General features: G+C 44.7%; 10 protein-coding genes. 2 read left to right on the top strand and 8 right to left on the bottom strand.

Annotation, left to right across the window (positions count from 1 at the left end):
* From SWP_RS14710 to SWP_RS14675, 8 genes are all read right to left on the bottom strand, one after another.
* On the bottom strand, positions 1 to 987 hold the full coding sequence (locus SWP_RS14710) for a DmsE family decaheme c-type cytochrome (RefSeq protein ID WP_020913333.1): 987 nt from the start codon (positions 985 to 987) through the stop codon (positions 1 to 3).
* 105 nt (positions 988 to 1092) lie between these two features.
* The gene (locus SWP_RS14705; RefSeq protein WP_020913332.1) at positions 1093 to 3132 is read right to left on the bottom strand and encodes an OmcA/MtrC family decaheme c-type cytochrome; all 2040 of its coding nucleotides are present in this window, start codon (positions 3130 to 3132) and stop codon (positions 1093 to 1095) included.
* A 359-nt stretch (positions 3133 to 3491) separates the two neighbouring features.
* Positions 3492 to 5702: an OmcA/MtrC family decaheme c-type cytochrome gene (locus tag SWP_RS14700; RefSeq protein ID WP_020913331.1), complete on the bottom strand. Its 2211-nt coding sequence runs from the start codon at positions 5700 to 5702 to the stop codon at positions 3492 to 3494.
* A gap of 468 nt (positions 5703 to 6170) precedes the next feature.
* Positions 6171 to 8456: a multiheme c-type cytochrome gene (locus SWP_RS14695; RefSeq protein ID WP_044555964.1), complete on the bottom strand. Its 2286-nt coding sequence runs from the start codon at positions 8454 to 8456 to the stop codon at positions 6171 to 6173.
* Positions 8457 to 8945: 489 nt separating this feature from the next.
* Positions 8946 to 11102 (bottom strand): OmcA/MtrC family decaheme c-type cytochrome, encoded by a 2157-nt coding sequence (locus SWP_RS14690; RefSeq protein ID WP_020913329.1) that lies wholly within the window; start codon positions 11100 to 11102, stop codon positions 8946 to 8948.
* A 70-nt stretch (positions 11103 to 11172) separates the two neighbouring features.
* A complete protein-coding gene (locus SWP_RS14685) occupies positions 11173 to 13086 on the bottom strand; it encodes an OmcA/MtrC family decaheme c-type cytochrome (protein WP_020913328.1) in 1914 nt (637 codons plus the stop codon).
* Between the two features lie 33 nt (positions 13087 to 13119).
* The gene (locus SWP_RS14680; RefSeq protein ID WP_020913327.1) at positions 13120 to 15243 is read right to left on the bottom strand and encodes an MtrB/PioB family decaheme-associated outer membrane protein; all 2124 of its coding nucleotides are present in this window, start codon (positions 15241 to 15243) and stop codon (positions 13120 to 13122) included.
* Positions 15244 to 15255: 12 nt separating this feature from the next.
* Entirely contained in the window at positions 15256 to 16158 is a 903-nt protein-coding gene (locus tag SWP_RS14675; protein WP_228371160.1) for a DmsE family decaheme c-type cytochrome, read from the bottom strand.
* A 506-nt stretch (positions 16159 to 16664) separates the two neighbouring features.
* Between SWP_RS14675 and SWP_RS14670 the strand changes: the two genes are divergently transcribed.
* Together SWP_RS14670 and feoB are read left to right on the top strand one after the other, a co-directional pair.
* Positions 16665 to 16904, top strand: coding sequence for a FeoA family protein (locus tag SWP_RS14670; protein ID WP_020913325.1), 240 nt, complete (start codon positions 16665 to 16667; stop codon positions 16902 to 16904).
* Positions 16897 to 19191, top strand: coding sequence for a Fe(2+) transporter permease subunit FeoB (feoB, locus tag SWP_RS14665; RefSeq protein WP_020913324.1), 2295 nt, complete (start codon positions 16897 to 16899; stop codon positions 19189 to 19191). Before SWP_RS14670 ends, feoB begins: the two co-directional genes overlap by 8 nt.
* The last annotated feature ends 54 nt before the right edge of the window (positions 19192 to 19245 follow it).

Raw genomic sequence — 19245 nt, 5'->3', positions numbered from 1 at the left:
TTAGCGCTGGAACAGCTTGCCAGATGGATGGTTTGAACCATGGATCTGGTTATGGCAATTTAGACAGCTACGACCACCGGTAAAGGCGTTACCGCCGACAGTCGATCCTTGTTCTGTATTACCAAACTGAGGTTGACCACTATGAGGCGAGGCATGACACTGCTGACACAATTGCGGAGCACGAGTTTTTAGCATGCCTTCATTTACGCTGCCATGAGGGTTGTGACAAGTGACACAGTTTTCAGTGACGGGTGCATGCTCCCACAATTTTGGGCCACGTTTCTCTGCGTGACATGAGTAACAGGTATCGTTAACGCTAGGCTTAACAAGATCTGAGTCGCTCATTGTTCCATGTGGGTTATGACAATCGCTACATACCATTTGTGCCCATTTCATTGGGTGGCTAGAGCGCTTGTTCATGTCAGCTTTTTGCTTAGTATGACAGCTAGTACAGACTTCCATCTCAGTGTTTTTAGATAATACTGGATCTTTGGCTGTGTGAACTGAGTGGCAAGAAGCACAAGCGATATCTGCATTGTCATGGTGTCCACCATTCCAATCCATACGCTTGTCATCTTTGTGACAGCTCATACATACACTGTTTTGCTTTTCAGCAACCAGTGTTGAGTCTGGGCCAAAGGCGATCATTGGCTCATTGCCGCCGCGGTTATGTTTACCCATTGGGCCATGACATGCTTCACATTGAAGGCCTGCCATTGGGCTCTTGCTTGAGTCTACAGAACCGTGAACACCATTAAAGATGTCCATGACTTTTTCTGATTTACGGTGACACATCAGGCAAGAATCTGCGCCTTTTGGCGAGTATTTACCCTCGGCAAATTTCTTATCTAGTGTCGCTTCTACTTCGTCAGGGCTCATCTTGGCATCCCACTTTGACGCCATTGCAGTGTTAGCAAAGCCCAGTGAAAGTACTGCCGAGGCGACTAGCGCTGGAAGTAAGGTTTTTAGTTTCTTTGTGATCTTCATAATCGATTTCCTAAATTTGCACAATTTTTTGTGAAAGCGGGGGAGAGGACTCCCCCTATTTTCAACACTCTTAATGACTTAAGTCATTGAGAAGAGCAGCACAAATTACATTTTAACCGCAGTGTGATCCGCTGGAGTTGGCGCATGACAGTAGAAACATGTTTCTAGTTGAGCCGCATCATTTGCTGCTTCTTTAGATACATTAACCAATGCGCCTTGACCTTCAACGTGTGACTTGAACTTGTCCATGTTGTAGCTATGGCAAGATGCACAAGTTGCCGCGATAGGAGTGGTATACAGGCTCTTTTGAGTTGGCGTATAAGGGTCTTGAACATCAGTTGCTAATGCACCTTTCTTCTTAAAGGCATCGCGGTTGAAGTCGCTATGGCACTGGTCACAGTTCATACCAGGAATCACTGCGTAGTCGCCTTGGCTATGTGTCTTATGCAGCTTCATTTCAAGAGCGCCCATGTTTGAGCCGCCAGCATAAGTCCCATCTGGAGTGTGACAAGCAACACAAGCATCAACGCCTATGATTGGCATGCCATCAGCGTCATTGGTATGAGCAAGTTGATCTGACATTACAAAACCTGCGTGATGACTGCCTTTATGCACTTGGAATTCATCTGAGTGACAGTTTGCACATGAGCTGAAGTTAACAGAGTCCACGTGACGCATACTTGCTGCTTCACCTGATAGCGTTGCAAAAGCAAGATCAGCTTTCATACCTGTGTATTTGCTTGTATCTACACCATCAAAGTCAGGGTCATCACACTTAACAAATTCACCGTTTGCAGAGCACATTGCCCAACCTGCAAAGGTAAACGCAGTTTCATCGTCAGCGCCTACTTCGGTGTTCAGGTTGAGTGGTTTGGTGGTTGTGTAAACTAGCTTACCATCTTCAATCGCTGCTTTTGCATCAACAACGCCGTTCTTAATAGCATTGATAGAGTCTTTACCACCGTAACCTAAGGTGACGTTGTTTGGACCGACGTTAGTAACAACTTCGAAACGCTGTACCATTGGAAGAATAGTATTGATATCAACTTCTGCACCCGCCGAATCAACAACTTGAATGCTAATTGTGGCAGCTGTAGTTGTGCTATCAATAGTAGAAGTGACATTGATACCGTAGGTGTCAATCAATGCTTTAGTTGAGCCGAAGTTGCTAGTGTGCAGCTCTTCAGTCCAGCTAGCATTATGACAAGCGACACAGTTCGAGTTGTCCGCTTGCTGAGAGTGACCTTTACCGGCTTCAAAATCGATACCAGTGTGACAGCTAGTACAGGTTTCCATTGTAGGAATGCGTGACCAGTTGCCCCATTCTGTTAATTCTCCACTGTCCGCTTCTGGCTCAACGTGACAAGATTTACAGTTGTTCTGGATCAGCGCTTCTGCCGCTTCACCGGTATATTCTTTACCGTATTTGTCTTCAAAGGTTTTAGCTGTGTTGTGAATATTGTGGATAAGGTGGTTCCACTGAGACTCACCATACTTAGATGTGTGACAAGTCGCACAAGTCTCTTGGGTATAATAGCTGCTATGACGGGTGGTTAGTGGCTCACCTTCGGCGTGACAGTTAGTACATGTTTCATGAGACACGATGTTTTTAGTGTACTTAGCTTCATAGCCTTGGCCATCGAAGTCAGCAACCATTTCACGGCGTGGAACTGAAGTCACACCATCAGCAAGTGTCGAACCTTCGCCGCCAGCGTATACGTTAAAACGCTGTGTCATATCCTCGTTGTATTCATCGAGTTCAAAAGTAAATGTGTATGAACCATCTTTGTTATCGGTAAAGCTATCTGTGCCTGATACACGCGCTGTACGTGTCCACTGAGCACTGTTACCTGCGCCAGTTGCACCTTGAGGTGTTAACTGTGCGGCGGTAATACCGAGATCTTGTAGACCAATAACAGGTAGGTCTTCTTCATTGGTCGCGAATACGTTAACGGTAGGCTGGCCATCCGTGTAAGTCACGTCGGTCACTTTAAGGTTCAGCGTATTGATGTAATCAGCTGCTGGGCCACCAGGGTTACCTGGATTACCGTCAGTACCATCATCGCCACCACAGCCGGTTAAGGCCATTGATACAGCGCCTGCTGCTAGCAGCAGTGCAATTTTAGATTTTTTTACGTTCATCATTTTTTCCCTGCATAGGTTTGGCACTGCCCTAAACGTGTGGCCTGGATCAATAGACCGACTGTAATTTTTTAATTGCCGTTTAAGCCAATGCTGGAAATAAGATTCCCCAATGAAAGGCTAACGTAATGCAGGGTTAAAATCAGCATAGGAGGTGCTAATGTGTGACACGGATCTGTCTATTTATAAAGAGGTATTAAAGGGGGAGGTAAAAGGCATTTGTCGACGTCTAAAACGGGGGCTAAATGTACAAAAAATGTAAGAAAACTTGTAATGGCTAGTTGCGAATAACTCTCAATAAAAAAGGGAGGCCAAGCCTCCCCTTTTTAGTAGTAGTCAAACTGCGAAGTGACTAACTCAAATTAGTAGCTGCTGCCCCAGTTTGAGTGAGCTTCAAGAATCGCATCATCTTTGTGACAAGTAGAACAAGTCTCTTGTACATTTAGCAATTCATAGTCAGAAGCTGGTACACCTAGAGTCGTTAACTCTGCACCTTCCTGCACTAAGATACCGCCCATACCTTGGATATGAGAAGCTGTAGCATCATTAAGGCCGTATGGCGCTTGGTGACAACTAACACATGCTGCTGTTTGTGGAGATACAACAAGTTGCTCACCCCAAATATCTTTGCCATCAGCATCTTTGCCTAGGTTTTCCTTACCGAATGCAACAGGTGCAGCATCACCAGCTATTTTACTCAGAGAATAACCATCTTCTCCGTGACAAGCTTGACACTCTGTCTTCTTGAAGAAGAGATCGCCAGAGCTGTCAGATAGGTAATGCTTGCTATGCACGATATAAGCTAGGTTAGATGAACCAGTACCTTTCTTATCGCGAGTACCATTGTGGCACGATGCACAACCATCCATGTCATTGCTGAAGCGATGCTTGATATCGGTAGTATGACACTGTTGACAAGCAACCATTTCTGCATGTTGTACACGTGGGCTTTCTGTAACAACGGTACCATCTACATTGAAGTATGCGGTATCAGAAACTGCGTATGGACCTGAGTTAGATACAGTACCATCTTCCTCTACCTTACAATCTTCGACAACGCCTTTGCTGCTGAAACAAACATGTAGTTGACTGCTAAACGCGGCTTTAACACCTTCAGTTCCCATTACTTCGGCAACTTTAAACTCTGCATCGGTAAAGGTAACATCGATTGAGCCGTTAGCACCTTTAGCAAACTTGTCAAAACCTACTTTTTGGTAGTTAACAACGAAGTCATCATCGACTACGCCGTTAAATACGATGGCACTTGTATATCCACCCCACACATATGGACTAGGATCAATTTGCGCTAGAGTGATAGTGTCATCACCGTGAGTCACAGTCATGTTAGCAACAATTGTTTCTGTTGCGGCACTGTATGTCATGCTGTTGAACGTTACTTTTGTTTCAGCAGCTTGAGCGTTAGTGTTTTCAGTGTAGTGTGCACGTTCTGCGCCGCGAGCGTAACCGTCAGCTGAGTGGCAGTTAGAACAAACTTGATGAGCTTCATCATAGTCTCCGCCTTCTTCACCGTGCCAGCCTGGTGCCGTGGTATGACAGCTAGTACAAGTTGCAGCGTCTTGGTCGGCTTTCCAAGCATCAGTTAGATTCAGGGAATCGTCTGGAGCATGACAAGTTTGGCAGTTAGATGCTAACTGAGGGTAAATCCCCGCAGCTTGAATGACGTTGCCGTCTTCATCTTTTTCTTCATCTTGGAAGGCTGAAGTGTTATGGATGTTATGAGCCATGGCCTTGATTGAACCATCGTACTCATATGCGTTACCGTCAGCGTCTTCTTTCATGTATGAGTTGTAGTCAGTATGACAGAAAGAACATGCTTCTTCTGTTTGATGCTTACTACCGTGCATTGCTAATGCGCCATCTTGACCTGGACGGTGACACGTTTGGCAGTTTTCATTGGCTAAGATCTGAAGTGGCTTGTCTGCAGCGATATCGGCTGCTGGTTGCCAGTAGTAAAACGCATTATCGACCATAGTGGTTTCTGCGTTGTTTTTAGCTTTGACTGCCATGTAGATACCACTTGTGGCATCAGCTTTGTAGTCGTATTTGCCTAATGTATCAATGGCTTTATCGATAGTGATTGAGTAGCTACCGTCTTCGTTATCGGTGAAACAATCAGTACACTCACTGCTTGCACCATTGAAGTAGCTAGAGCCAGTGAAATGGCCATCGCCTTTATCTTTGTTGAAGTAGCTCAACCAGATCTGGCGAGTAGAAGGCTCTTCGCCTTCAGCTGGAGGTGTTATTTCAGTTGCTGCGCCGACACGGCCAAAAGATAGTGCGCCTATATCGGTTTGTTGCATACCGAATACTGCAGCACCATTTGCGTCGCTTAGATTAAAGTTAACCGTTAGGAAACCGTCTTCGCTAACACTTGCTGAAGTAATGTCAGCTATTACGTTGGATACTTCGCCAATTGGGGTGCCAACTGGACCTGGCTTACCATCTTCGCCGTTTGTGCCATCATCGCCACTACAGCCAGAAACTGCTAACGAAAGCACCCCTGCCGTAAGTAGCGCTTTTGAAGTCGCGCTTAAGTTGAAAAATTTCATCATTTTTGTCCCTGCAATAGTTTTTTAATCATCACTAAAAAGGGAATTAGTTTGAGAACAAATCTCATTTACCCTTATTTAGTGTGTGGAATTTTATTTCCACCTCTAAGGCTAACTAACAGCGTAATTTTTAGCAGGTGTTTTAGATGCTTTATGTGATTAAGGTCAGACTATTTCTTTAGGGGTAGAGAGAAAAGTGTGTTTTTAGGACTATTTTAATTTCAGTTTAATATCTCCGCTCTGCTGAAGGGGTAATTGTTGGTGAAATGTTGGTGCAGTGTGATGTTGCTGTTCTCCAATAAGTGCTTGTGGTTTATTAAATAATTATGGTTAATAGCCAGTAACTTTTGTTGCTGTGTAAAATAATATTATTAAGCCAATAAAAAAGGGTGAGAATTGAATATTCTCACCCTTTTTCTTAGTTGTATCTACCTATTTAAGCTAGGTTATTTAGTTTTTTATAGTCGCTAATCAGTTTAAATCGTGGTTCTCAGCTACTTTTTCTGCACTGTGGCAGGTTAAGCAAGTCTCGTTGGCCATTTGAGCATTTTCAAATGTATCTGCCACGACCCCCCCCATATTCTCTATGTGGGATTTCGCAGAATCTGCTTGTGTGCTGTCTTGATAGCTTTCTGAAACATGGCAAGACGCACAAACACCAGCTTGTGGGCTAGAGAACGTTTCGTCTTTACGGTTCCAACGCATTGGCGTTGAACGTGCGTTTTCTAAGCTATAGTTGCTGTCATCATGACAGGCAGTACAGGTTTTAGTATCGACTAGAGATTGCACATCTTCACGGCCATGGGCTTTTCCAAATGTACCGTGAACACGCACGATCATGCTGTTGTAATCACCCGCTTCATGGCACTGGGCACAGGTATGAAGGTCGGCATTACGATAGTGCGGAGCACCTCTTCGAACAACCATGTCGTTGTTATGACAGCTGGTACAATTTTCATAATTTGCGGCACTGGCACGTTCTGCACCGTCTGAGCCATCTAACTTTAAGAACTCAGTTTTCGCAGCATTGGCACTTAAAACCCCTGAACATTCACCTTCAAAATCTAGCTCAGCGAGAGTCGATGTCTTATTGGTGAAACAAGCGCTAAAACTTGCCGATAACGCTAGATCTGCACCGTTATCAAGTGCTTCAGCTAATGCAGGTAGCGTGTAGCTAGATGCTGTTGCATCAACGATTACCTCAAAGCTTCCATCAGCATTAGGTGTTACCTTAATACTTGGGCGAGAAGCTAGGTATGCATCTGGAGCTATCGCATCTACAGCGTTAGCATATACCGAGACTCCAGGGACATGGGCACTGGTTACTGCTTGTTCACCTAGCATTAAATTAACGGTAAAGCTGAGTTCACTAACATCGGAATTCCATACGATATTGCTGTACTGGGTTTCGATTAGCTTGCCGGCTTCAATGGCGGATTCTCGGCTGTCTTTGTCATGGCCTGCAAAGTGTCGGAATGCACCACCACGAGTGTTGCCATCATTTGATGTATGGCAGGCAACACAGCCTACATAAGCAATGCCCGTGTCATCGGTTGTTGTACGGCCGCCGTAGTGGTAATCGCCATGGCAAGATTGGCAGCTATCTGCGTCCATATCTTTAAACCAGTCAAGCGCATGAACAGTTACGTCTTCTGGTAAGGTCTCTTCCGTTTCGCTGTACTGTACGTGACAACTTTCACAGCTAGCAGTTACAGCCGGGTAGTTAAGCGGTTTTAACGGGTTACCTTCTTCATCGATTTGCGCTGCACGGTCATATTTATAACCAAATACTGGGTTCTTTGACGGATCGGCAATAACGGTTGCAAACTTTGCCACATCGCGGCGGTCAGCTTCAGTGGCACCAGTATGAATGGCGTGAGCTAGCCCTTTGATTGAGCCATCAATAGTGAAGTTGATCTCGTTATCTTGATCGTCAGTACCAGTACCTGCGTACTGTGTGTAATCGGTATGACAGAAAAGACAACCATCGGCAGTGTTGCCATAGTTTCCATGACGAATATGCTCTTCGCCGACGTGACAACTGGTACATGTCTGGCTTTCTAATACTGATTTAGGTGAGCTGACAGGGCGATCAGTCGCGGGTTCCCAGTAGTAAGCTTCTACGTTTTTAACTTTGTTGGCACCAGCACCATAAGTCATCAAGTAAATGCCTTGGACTTGTGAGGCATCGTAATCGTAATCTAAACTTTGTGTGTTGATCACTTCTGGAGCGGTAATTCGATACTTACCAGCGCCTAGGTATTCTAAACACTGCTCACCATCCGGACAGTTACGATTTGGGCGCCAGTTGTCGGTACCAGTGACTAGATCATCTTTTGATTTGTTACGGTATGACAACCAAATTTCACGCTCGCCATCGCCCCGAGAATCTACAGTGACGCTATTACCGTCGGAATCGATAATATCGTAGGGAAGAAATGCTTCTGCACGTGTTCCCATTCGGCCGAAACTAAGGCGCAAGGGATCTGTTAACTCTTCCAAGCCCGTCACGGACACGCCATTAAGGTTAGTTAAGTTGAATTCTACCGTAAGCGTGCCGCTTGCATCATCATAGCTTGCTAAGTCAACTTCAGTTTTGACTGCTGTAACACTGTCAATGTGCACGGCGATCTCACCGTTGTTACCATCTTCGCCATCTTTACCGTCACTGCCACAACCAGCTAGCGCGAAAGAAAGTGCGCCTATACCAATTGCTGACTTTACAGCTGTTGCGAGTTTATATCGATTTATCATCATTTTATTCCCTGCATAGGTTTTATCTGCCGTGAGGTTTTTACCTCTTTGGCGTGAGGAACTTCCTCACCACGATCTTACCCAAAAGAGGTAGTTCTAAAAAAAATGACAAAGATATATGTGATACCAGTCAACTTGAGAATATCAAGAATTAAAGTTTTTGTTTGTTGTTGTTAAACAATGGCTTACTGAATGCTGAAGTGCTCTATTAAGCTTGGGTTAATATAACGAAGACTTATCTTAAATGAGGCTGAAATTGATTCGAAATTTAGAGATTAAAATTGATTTAGATCATTAATTATTCAGGGTATTCAAAGGTGTTGATAAGCGTTCTTGTGTTTGCAATGTTGTAGGTGTTTCTTGTTGAGGGGTGTTTTGTTGTGCGAATGTTGCTTGTTGGTGTCGGCTGTGTTGCTTTCATGCTGGTTTCTGTAGCCAAATAAAAAGCGGCGTGTCTACGCCGCTTTTTATTTTAGAAAAATGGCTCAACAACTACCATTCAACAGGGTGAACTGAATCTACACCGTTGGTTTTACCTTCAGCATGACAGGTTGCACAAGATTCACTTCCTGGAACATAAGTGCCGCGAGTATCATTTGCTGCACCGCCATTACTGCGGATATGTGAGATTAATGAGTCTGTTGCACCATGGCAGCTAACACATGTTGATGCGATAGGAGAGAACTCAACCATACCTAATACTGCATCTGTAGACGGAGTTGCCACCATCGCACCAAGTCCATCCATTTTTAGCTGGCCTTTATCGTGACAGACTGCGCAATTACCATAGTTTTCTGGGAAGGTGATTGGATCTTGCGTCGAGCGTTTATTGGCATGATGCGCATGGATGCGCACTTTAAAGTCAATATGGTCTTGAATCGACTTAGAGTCAGCCCCTGAACGAGTCGGGTTATGACACATCTGACACTCGCCTTCAAAGTTACTGTAACTGCCTCCATGTTTGAAATCTATGCCAAATTTGCCGATGAACTTTTCGTCGTGACAATTTGCACAAGTATTGTTACTCACCACGACTCGTCTTGCCATCACACTGTCATCGCCACTGAGGTTGAATGCTACCAGATCACCGGAGATAACCGCTGGATTATTCGATTCGTCAGTACCTGTACCACATGCCACTCCCATTAGCGTATCTCTATCAACACACATTTTGGTTGAAACAACAGCAGTAGCTGCTTGGCTGGTATCGGCTATAATTGACGTCGATGTTGTGTATCGATAAATACCATCACTCACTGCTGTTGGTGCTAAAGCAATGAGATCCACTTTTTGTGTGCCTGAACCAAAGTCAATGTCATTACCAAAACCGAAATAGATTGCGCTTAATGTAATGCGCTTATCTGTGTCAGGACTCATTACTGGCGTTGTTAATGAAGAGTCTGCAAATTGCACATCAAAGGTTATCATACCGCCGGTAATTGACACTGATGCAGGTACTAAACTCGCTGAGTAGCTGTTTTTAGCATTATCTTTTGCAACGGCATCGGTAAAGTGGTGCGCAGCGCCTGGTTCGCCTTTTTCAGCATGGCAGGTACTACAATCAGTTGTTTCGATATATCTATCGTGCATATCGGTTTTAATCTGTTCAGGATCGGTAGAGTCTGAATGACATGAACCACATGCTAATGCGCGATGGTGTTTAAAGTTAAATGCGTCAACAGGGCTGGTGTCGCCTTCTTGGTGACATGCTCGGCAATCATACATATCAGCAGGGAAGGTCACTTCAGAGTAATCGTGGATACTGCCGCCATATCCCACCATCAAGTAATCACTTTTATGAATTTTGTGTACCATATAGCCCATGTCAATTGGGGCGCCTGTTTCAGGATCGCCTGCATAACTGGTGTGACACATTTGGCAGTTAGCGATATCGAAACGTCTGCCACCGTGGAATAACAGTTTTGGTGCCCAAGCATGGTCATAATCGTCGCTATGACAACGTAAACATGATTGCTCTAGAAACTCTACTGTGCGCGTCGCGTCAGCAGCAACCATTTCACCCGATGAGGGTAAAAAGTCGTAATGTGCGTTGATGAGTTTATTGGCCGTACCGTCAGCTCTTAGCTCCATAGTAATGCGGTGAGTTAGGCTGTCATCAAAGGTTAAATCGAGTCCTTCGAGTTCAGGAACTTCATTTAAGTTAAGTTGGAAAGTATAGCGGTACATGCCACTGCTTAGGTTTTCAATACACTCCTGAGCACAGCTAGATTCAAGCCCTGGTTGGAATTGTGTACTTGCTTTGTCTTCGTACCCAGGAGGGACGTCAGTAGCTACAGGCTCAACAGCACTATTGATGTAGTTCACCCATTGTGGTGTTTTATAACCTTTGCCTTCAGTGGGGAGCAATTTCGCGACCCCCATACCAATCCAGTCGACAGCTTGGTAGGTGTCAAGATCGGTTATTGCGACGCCGTTGGCATTTTCGAGCGAGAACTCTACTGCAACCACACCTTCTGTTACTGAGGCTGATGAGATGGACGCTTTTAGCTCGTTGGCTTGAGCTATTGAAAAACCAACTTCACCGTCTTTACCATCTTCACCATCATTGCCGTCGCTACAACCAAACAACAAGGCGGCACTCGCGAGAGCAATCAAACTGAGTTTTGAGCTTCTAGTTTTGATTTCCATAATTTTGCGTTCCATTTCTCATCACTAAACATTGAAAGCCCAATAACCGAGATTATTGGGCTAATGATTATTATTTTATAGGGTGAACAGCTAACACATCGACCGAAGCGCCTTGGCCATGGCAAGTCGCACAGCTTTCAGTGCCAGATGTCGCATCGGCTTCTGTGCCGTTAAACACACCACCTTGCTGGGTCATATGACTCTTAGAGGTGTCGCTGGTATGACAGGCGCTGCAGATAGCCGACGCAGGGCTGGTAAAACTGCCGTCGTCAAAGGCTAATGGTTGCACTGCACTATTAAGTGGTAAAGCTGCAGTAAGCACGCCTGAAGCATCTTCTGTGTGGCATTGGGCGCAGTTCCCTATGTTGGCAGGGTAGTTAATATCTGGGTAGTTTTCACGTGACCCTGCGTGCAGAGTATGAGCTAAGTGCTTGTAGTCGGCCGTTGATGCTGCTGCGTTAGCAGCACCCGCTTCAGCTTGCATATTGCGGTTATGACAAACTTGGCATTGGCCTTCAAGATCATTACGGGAACCATGATAGTTGAGCTCTTGGTCTCCATGACAACTACCACATGTTTCGTTAGTCACAACAACTCGGCGACCCACATCTGAGATTGCAGAAGCACTGAAGAATTGATGGCTAGATTTCAGGTTGGTGGTGTTGTCTATATCTGCGCAATTTGCCAACATATCTTCGTCACTACATAATTTACCTTGGATAGCTAAGGTACCCGTGTCATCTACAAGTTCCGCAGGGACAGTTAAGCCAGCAATTTGGTAATTAAAGACGCCATCATTTCCAGATATAGGCGTGATTTCTTGGAGTTTGATTGATTTAGCACTGCGAGTTGTATAATCGACACTTACCCCCCAGTTAGCGTAAATGCGAAGGTCATTGACAAAATCAAGCTTGTCGGCACTGTCGGTATAGATCTCGTTAGTGGCAGGATTCGATAGTCTTACTGCTAAATCAACCGTGGTTCCAGTAAGAGATGCACTGACAATTTCAACATTAAATTGACCAAGAACCGCATTGGTATCTGCTTGGCTATGGGCACTCATGGTCCAGTCTGAGTTATGGCATGCGACACAATTGCTGTTGTCTTGCTGAGTCGGATGTCCCTGTCCGGCGGGGAAATCAATATTCGTGTGGCAACTACCACATGCTGCCATTGTAGGCACTCGTGCCCAGTTCATATTTTCGGTTAATGTTTCATCGGGAGCATGGCATGTTTGACAATCTGCTAGTGAGCCTGGGAATCCAGTTAAATGCTTGCCGTGAACCATTGGGGCAAAAACATTCTCAGGGTTACTGACCTTATCGGTATTATGGCAAGTTACACAGGTTTCGACCTCGTTGTATTTACTACCATGGAAAGCGAGATCACTGTGACAGCTATTACAGGTCTCCATCTCAATGAGATTACGGGTATAGGCAGGGGTGTCGCCTTTATCTTGCCAATCATAATGTTGGTTGGTTATTGGCAGTGCTGTACCGTCAGGCAGAGAGTCACCGCCAATTTTGATGACCACACGTTGGGTGCCGCCAGACATAAAGCTTATGTCATTCATTCCGTTAAATGCACCACTAAAGGTGTAACTATATTGGCCATTTTTGTGGTCGACAAATTCGCCGTCACAGACGTCTGCACAAGATTCTGAGGTAAAGTATTGCCATTGACTGGCATTACCGGCATTGGTGTAGCCCATAGGTAGCAGCTGCGCAGCAAGGTAAGTTGCAGAAGAGATGCCTACTACTGGCTCATCTTCCTCATTTGTGACGCGGTAATTAACCGTGGCAATACCAGTATCGAAAGCTACGTCTTTGATAGTGATATTAAGCTCATTAATCACTGACGCTGGCGGGCCTCCTGGTTCACCAGGATTGCCAGGTGAACCGTCGTCACCGCCACAAGCCGCCAGCATGGCAATTAGACCTAGAGGAATACTTTTATGAAGTCGTGATTGGGTGATCAGTTTCATTTTTATTTCCTTGAATTCCTTTTATTGACAGATCTACATTTGGTAGCTAAATGTCAGGCCAAAATAATGAGCGTTATAGTCGTGGCTTAAATCGCCAAAAGTCAGCACGTTGGGTATAGAATCGACTGATAAACCTTGGTTCAACCAATCGGCGTCCTCATAGTTCTCGAAAATCCAATCGAAACGTAATGCCATTTTTTCTGCGAGTTGATACTTTGCGAAAGCATTAATATTGTGTTTTTCGGAGAAGTAATCACCATAAGGAGAAGTGATTCCTTGAATAACGTTGGTATCGCTTTGCCCGTCGGCATATGAATAATCTAGGCCGAGATTGAGTTTGCTATCTAATAAGTTTTGGTAATTTAAACCTGCACCGACTAGAGTCGACTGCTCATCAGTATTGGCAAACCAGTTAGCTAAGCCAAAATTTGAGCTGCCTGCTTGATCACTATCTCGCCAATCTTGGTTGAGGTAGGCATTAAGATTGAAATTCTCACTAATTATGTAATTGGCTGATATGTCGTACCCTTGGGTATCAACCCGAGTTAAGCCAATTTCTGTATCCTTATAGTCGTCAAAGCTTGCGCGTAAGTTGGCACTGGCAGAGAATGCAGTTGATCCACTGTAGGCGACGTTAAGTTTGTATTGTTGACGCTGCCGATCTGCAAGGTATGACTTTCTTAAATAAGGATTACTTGGGCTTGATGTTGTTGTGACGGCTTTATAGGTACTGCCTGTTCTATCACTCGCTTCGGCCTTTAGCCATGCAGACCAAGCGGGAGAAATTCGGTAGTTTAGCTTTGCGTATAGGCTATTTTGCTGCAAAGAGTCTCGGTCTAAATCGCTATAATCGTTGTGGTCATAACGATAGCCACCATCAATATAAACACTGCGATTAAATCGATATTTAGCGCCGACATCAACGAACTGCTTGGTGCGATCATATTCTGGGTTAATAGCTGAACCAGCGAAATAACTGTCGGTTATTACCTGCGGGTAGGTATGTAACGTAGTTTTATTGTCTCTATCTGAATAATCATATCGTGCGCTAACACTAAAGCCTCGTGCTGGTCGCCCAGTATATTTAAGCTTCATATCGGTGGTATCAACCTGACCGTCAAGGCTACTGATTGGCAGGGCTGGGGAGGGACCATTTATCGTTGCAGGCAGGAAAGCTTGATCCTGCGTAAAGCTGGCAACACTTAAGTTCATCAACACTTGATGACCGTTGCCATTGAGTTGTGCATTAGCGCCAACTCGATAGGCCTTATTATCTGGTGCTGCTGCACTTTGACCTTCATAGGCTGCGCCAAATGTTGGGGTAAAGGCTGATTCCCAATTTACGGCTTGATGATCATTCTTGTACTGACTAAAAGAAGAGTCTATTCCGACTAACCAACCTTTACCGTTAAAGTAGATCTTTGCACCAAACTCATCGGTTGTATCATCAATAGGCTGCGCTAACATTGCACTGTTGGTAAGAATATTTCCGGAAAAGGTGCGTTTACCTTCACGCTTTTCATGTTGATAACTAATATCAGCTTTATAGAAGCTACCTTTATAGTCAGCTTCTAATAAAAACCTGTCACGTTGCGTTTTTAACGCTGTATCGGAAATGTCATCATTTAAGGTCGACATTTGCCCTGTGGTTGCACCTGTTTGCCAATTATCGGGCAGAAAAAGCTGATCTCCACTATTCATATAGGGAGTTAGCGCTGCATTGGTGTCGTAGCTCGCCAGTCCTCGATAACCTAAAGCGATAGTGTATTGGCCTTTCCTGCCAGTTTCTATTGCTGCGCTGCCAGTGTCATACCCCAGTTTATCTGCTGTTAAATTCGTTTGGTAACCATCTTCTGATTGATAATTAAGATCAGCTTCTATATGCCCGACTGCGCCGTCAGTATCTGTACCAGTCGTATTACCAACATGAATATCGCTGCCATCATTATAGGCGGCGCCTATGCCCACTGTGCCGTTAAAACCTGCGGATGATACGCAACGTTTGCACTCCCACTTTTCGATTTTTGCATTGTCACGGTTGGCATTTTGGACACCGTAACCTGTTGCATGCACTGATGTTATAGATGCGCTGACTGCCATCGCGATTAAAGAAAGCTGCAACGGCTTATTAATATGGAACTGTATACTTTTCATCATTGCCACTCCTTGTTAGCGCTGTAACAGCTTGCCAGATGGATGGTTAGAGCCATGTACTTGTGAATGGCAGTTCATACAGCTTTGACCCGCATTAAATGCATTGGGGTTTCCGCCGAATACGGCATTTGAGGTGTGTCCTACAGAAGCGTGACATTGTTGACATAACATAGGTGGTTTACTGATCAGCATTGCCTCGTTCACGCTGCCATGTGGATTATGACAAGCTGCACAGTCTTCGGTAACGGGCGCATGCTCCCACAATTTAGGTCCACGTTTTTCAGCATGGCATGAGTAACAATTTTCATTGACGCTCATCTGCTTTAAGCTGGCATCAGCAAGCGTGCCATGTGGGTTGTGGCAGTCACTACATACCATCTGTTGCCATTTTAAGGGGTGAGAAGAACGTTTATTCATGTCTGCTTTTTGCTGAGTGTGGCAATTAGTGCAAACAGCAACTTCAGTTGCTCTATCTGCGATGGGGTCGTGTCCTGTATGGACTTGATGACAGTTGGCACAGCTGACATCTGCATTATCGTGATGATTGCCGCTCCAAGCCATGCGTTCATCATCGTTGTGGCAACTCATACAAACGCTGTTTTGTTTTTCTGCGGGAACGGGTGAGTTTGAACCAAAGGTAATCATTGGTTCTTTACCACCACGATTATGTGACCCTAGTGGACCGTGGCATGCTTCGCATTGAAGATCTGCCATTGGCGAGCCTTTTACATCGGCATTGCCGTGAACACCGTCAAATAGCTCCATCACTTTAGGACTTTTTCTGTGACACATTAAGCAGGTGTCAGCACCTTTCGATGAATATTTTCCTTCTGCAAACTTTTTATCTAGTAGCGCTTCAACCTCTTTAGGTGGTTGATCGTCCCATGGGGCTGACATGACATTAAAGCAAAATGCCATAGTCGTAAGCACTAGCAAGTTCACGAGCTTTGTAGAGAACCATCCTGTGGTCTTGTTCATCATGTCATTCCCATTCCATTCGCTTTTAAAGCGTTCTTTTTTTAATTGCTATATTAGTAGTTTTGTAAATTACTAATATAGAAGAGTAGAACAAAAGCGTGACAAGTTCATAACAAGCGGGAGATCTTCTTTAGTTTTATCGCTGATCTTTAAAGGATAATTATCAAAGCGTGATCTACGTCACACTGCCTTTGGTTGAGCTATTTATTTGAATTAAGTGTAAATAATAACCATTACTATTTAAGGGGGATAAGCCATTTCTAATTTATCTGGGGTGAGGTCATTTATTAGTTGAGAGATTTGTCACATAATAGAGAACACAATTGAAAATTATTATCGTTTACAGCCTGAAATGTTGATCTAGATAAAGTTATTCGGATTAACAGTCCTTTAGAATCAGTATCAATTCAAAGAAAGTTGAGGCCTGTAATTAGGTGGGATGCACAATGAAGTTAAGTGAACTAAATCCGGGCGATTTCGCCAGAATTTCTCAAGTAGGGCAAATTGACCTACCAGCAGTTGTTAAACGCAAACTCCTATCGATGGGGATCACTCCCAATACTCGATTTTCTTTGATCCGCAGAGCGCCAATGGGCTCGGGCGTAGAATTAGATATCCGAGGCAGTAAACTATGCATGCGTCGCGATTTAGCAGATATTATTGAGGTTGAAAAAGCGAATGGATAAGCAATTTAATTGCGTCACCGTCGGTAACCCTAACGCGGGTAAGTCGACACTTTTTAATGCTCTTACTGGGTCGAATCAACAAGTTGGTAACTGGTCTGGAGTTACTGTTGAAAAGAAAACTGGACAATTCGCACTGCAAAGTACCGATGTTTTTCTTACTGACCTTCCCGGTATCTATGACTTATTACCAGCAGGTAACAGCTGTGACTGCTCTTTAGATGAACAGATTGCGCAGCAGTACCTTGCAGACCAGCAAATCGACGGCATAATAAACCTTGTTGATGCGACCAATATTGAACGTCACTTGTACCTAACCGTACAGCTGCGTGAGCTTGGTATTCCATTAGTTGTAGTGTTGAACAAAATAGATGCTGCGATTAGCCGTGGTATTCATATCGATGTCGCACAGATGAGCAAAGAGTTAGGTTGTCCTGTTGTGGCCGTTTGTTCTCGCGATGAACAAGACATTGAGAAGGTGAAGCAGCAATTTGTTGCTTTGCTAGACGGCAAAGTTTCTGAAGCGCCTTTAGTACTTAATTACGATACTGAAATTGAGTCTAGTGTTAGTAACCTGCTTGCCGCTGATGACAAATTAAGTCGGGGTCGTGCACTTGCGATGCTTGCTAATGGCTTAGGTTGTGGTAAGTGTAAAAATAGCCAAATGGTCAGTGAAGTAGAGCAATACTCTCAAGCACTGTCTGCTCAAGGTAAAGACATTGAAATTATGGTGGCCACCACACGCTTCAACTTCGTTGAGCAGGTGTTTACTGGTTCAGTTAAAAGTGACAATGCCGAAACATTAACCGATAAACTAGACAAAGTCGTGCTACACCCAGTTGCAGGGATCCCAGTGTTCCTGTTTGTGATGTACTTAATGTTTATGTTTAGTATCAACGTTGGTAGCTCTTTTATCGACTTCTTTGATATTACCGCTGGCGCTATTTTTGTTGACCATTTCGGTGCACTAATGTCGAGCATAGGTTCGCCTGAATGGTTAGTGACTATTGTCGCTGGTGGTGTGGGTCAAGGTATACAAACTGTCGCAACTTTCATTCCGGTTATCGCCGCGCTGTTCCTTGCTTTATCCGTACTGGAAGGCTCTGGTTACATGGCGCGTGCAGCATTTGTTGTTGACGGCTTGATGCGCAGAATAGGCCTACCAGGCCGAGCATTTGTCCCTATGATTGTTGGCTTTGGTTGTTCTGTACCAGCGATCATGGCCACTCGTACACTAGGCAGTGAGCGTGAGCGTATTGTCACCGGAATGATGGCGCCGTTTATGTCTTGTGGTGCTCGACTTCCTGTATATGCCTTATTTGCAGCGGCTTTCTTTCCTGAATCAGGGCAGAACTTAGTCTTCCTGCTATACATGATTGGTATATTTGCAGCTATTGGTACGGGTCTTTTGCTACGCTCAACATTGCTACCAGGTTCGAGCAGCGCGGTCGTGATGGAACTGCCAAGCTACGAGAAGCCAAAGTTTAAAACTGTAATGGCGCGCACTGGTAAGCGGACTAAGAGCTTTATTATGGGCGCGGGTAAGACGATTGTTATCGTTGTAACCTTACTTAACTTCGTCAATGCCATCGGTACTGATGGAACATTTGGCCACGAAGACAGCTCTGAATCCGTATTGAGTGTTGCAAGTCAAAAAGTGACTCCACTTTTCGCACCTATGGGCGTAGAGCAGGATAACTGGCCCGCAACGGTTGGTATTATTACCGGTATTTTTGCTAAAGAAGCAGTCGTTGGCACCTTGAATAGCCTTTATTCTGATGGCAGTGCTGGCGATGAAGAGTTAGCACCACTGTCTGAAACCGTTAGTGAAGCGTTAGCTACTATCCCAGAAAACCTATTTGGTATTGCACCTGAAGATCCACTGTCTATTTCAGTTGGCGATGTATCCTCTGTAGAGTCTGCATCAGAAGAGCTAGAGGTTGATACCTCAACCTTTAGTGCTCTGCAGGCTGGTTTCTCCGGTGTGACGGCGGCATTTGCCTACCTATTGTTTGTATTGCTATACACTCCGTGTGTTGCTGCAATGGGTGCACTTGTAAACGAGTTTGGTGGGCGTTGGGCTGCATTCGCAGGTCTATGGACCTTTGGGTTAGCATATGGCACTGCGACGGTATTCTACCAAGGCGCTACGTTTGCTCAGCACCCTCTGCAATCAAGTTTATGGATTGGCTTCTTTACTATCGCGTTAGTTGTATTTTATGTATGGCTAAAGAGGAAAGGGCGAAAAACGCAGACGATTATTCCCGGTATTAAAGTGATTACGGAGTAGCAGTATTAGCGTATAATCTGAGTGTATAGATAAAAGCAGCGATGATTCGCTGCT

This window comes from Shewanella piezotolerans WP3, from assembly GCF_000014885.1.
In the GTDB taxonomy this organism is placed as follows: Bacteria; Pseudomonadota; Gammaproteobacteria; order Enterobacterales; family Shewanellaceae; genus Shewanella; species Shewanella piezotolerans.
This window is presented reverse-complemented; position numbering and strand designations above follow the sequence as displayed.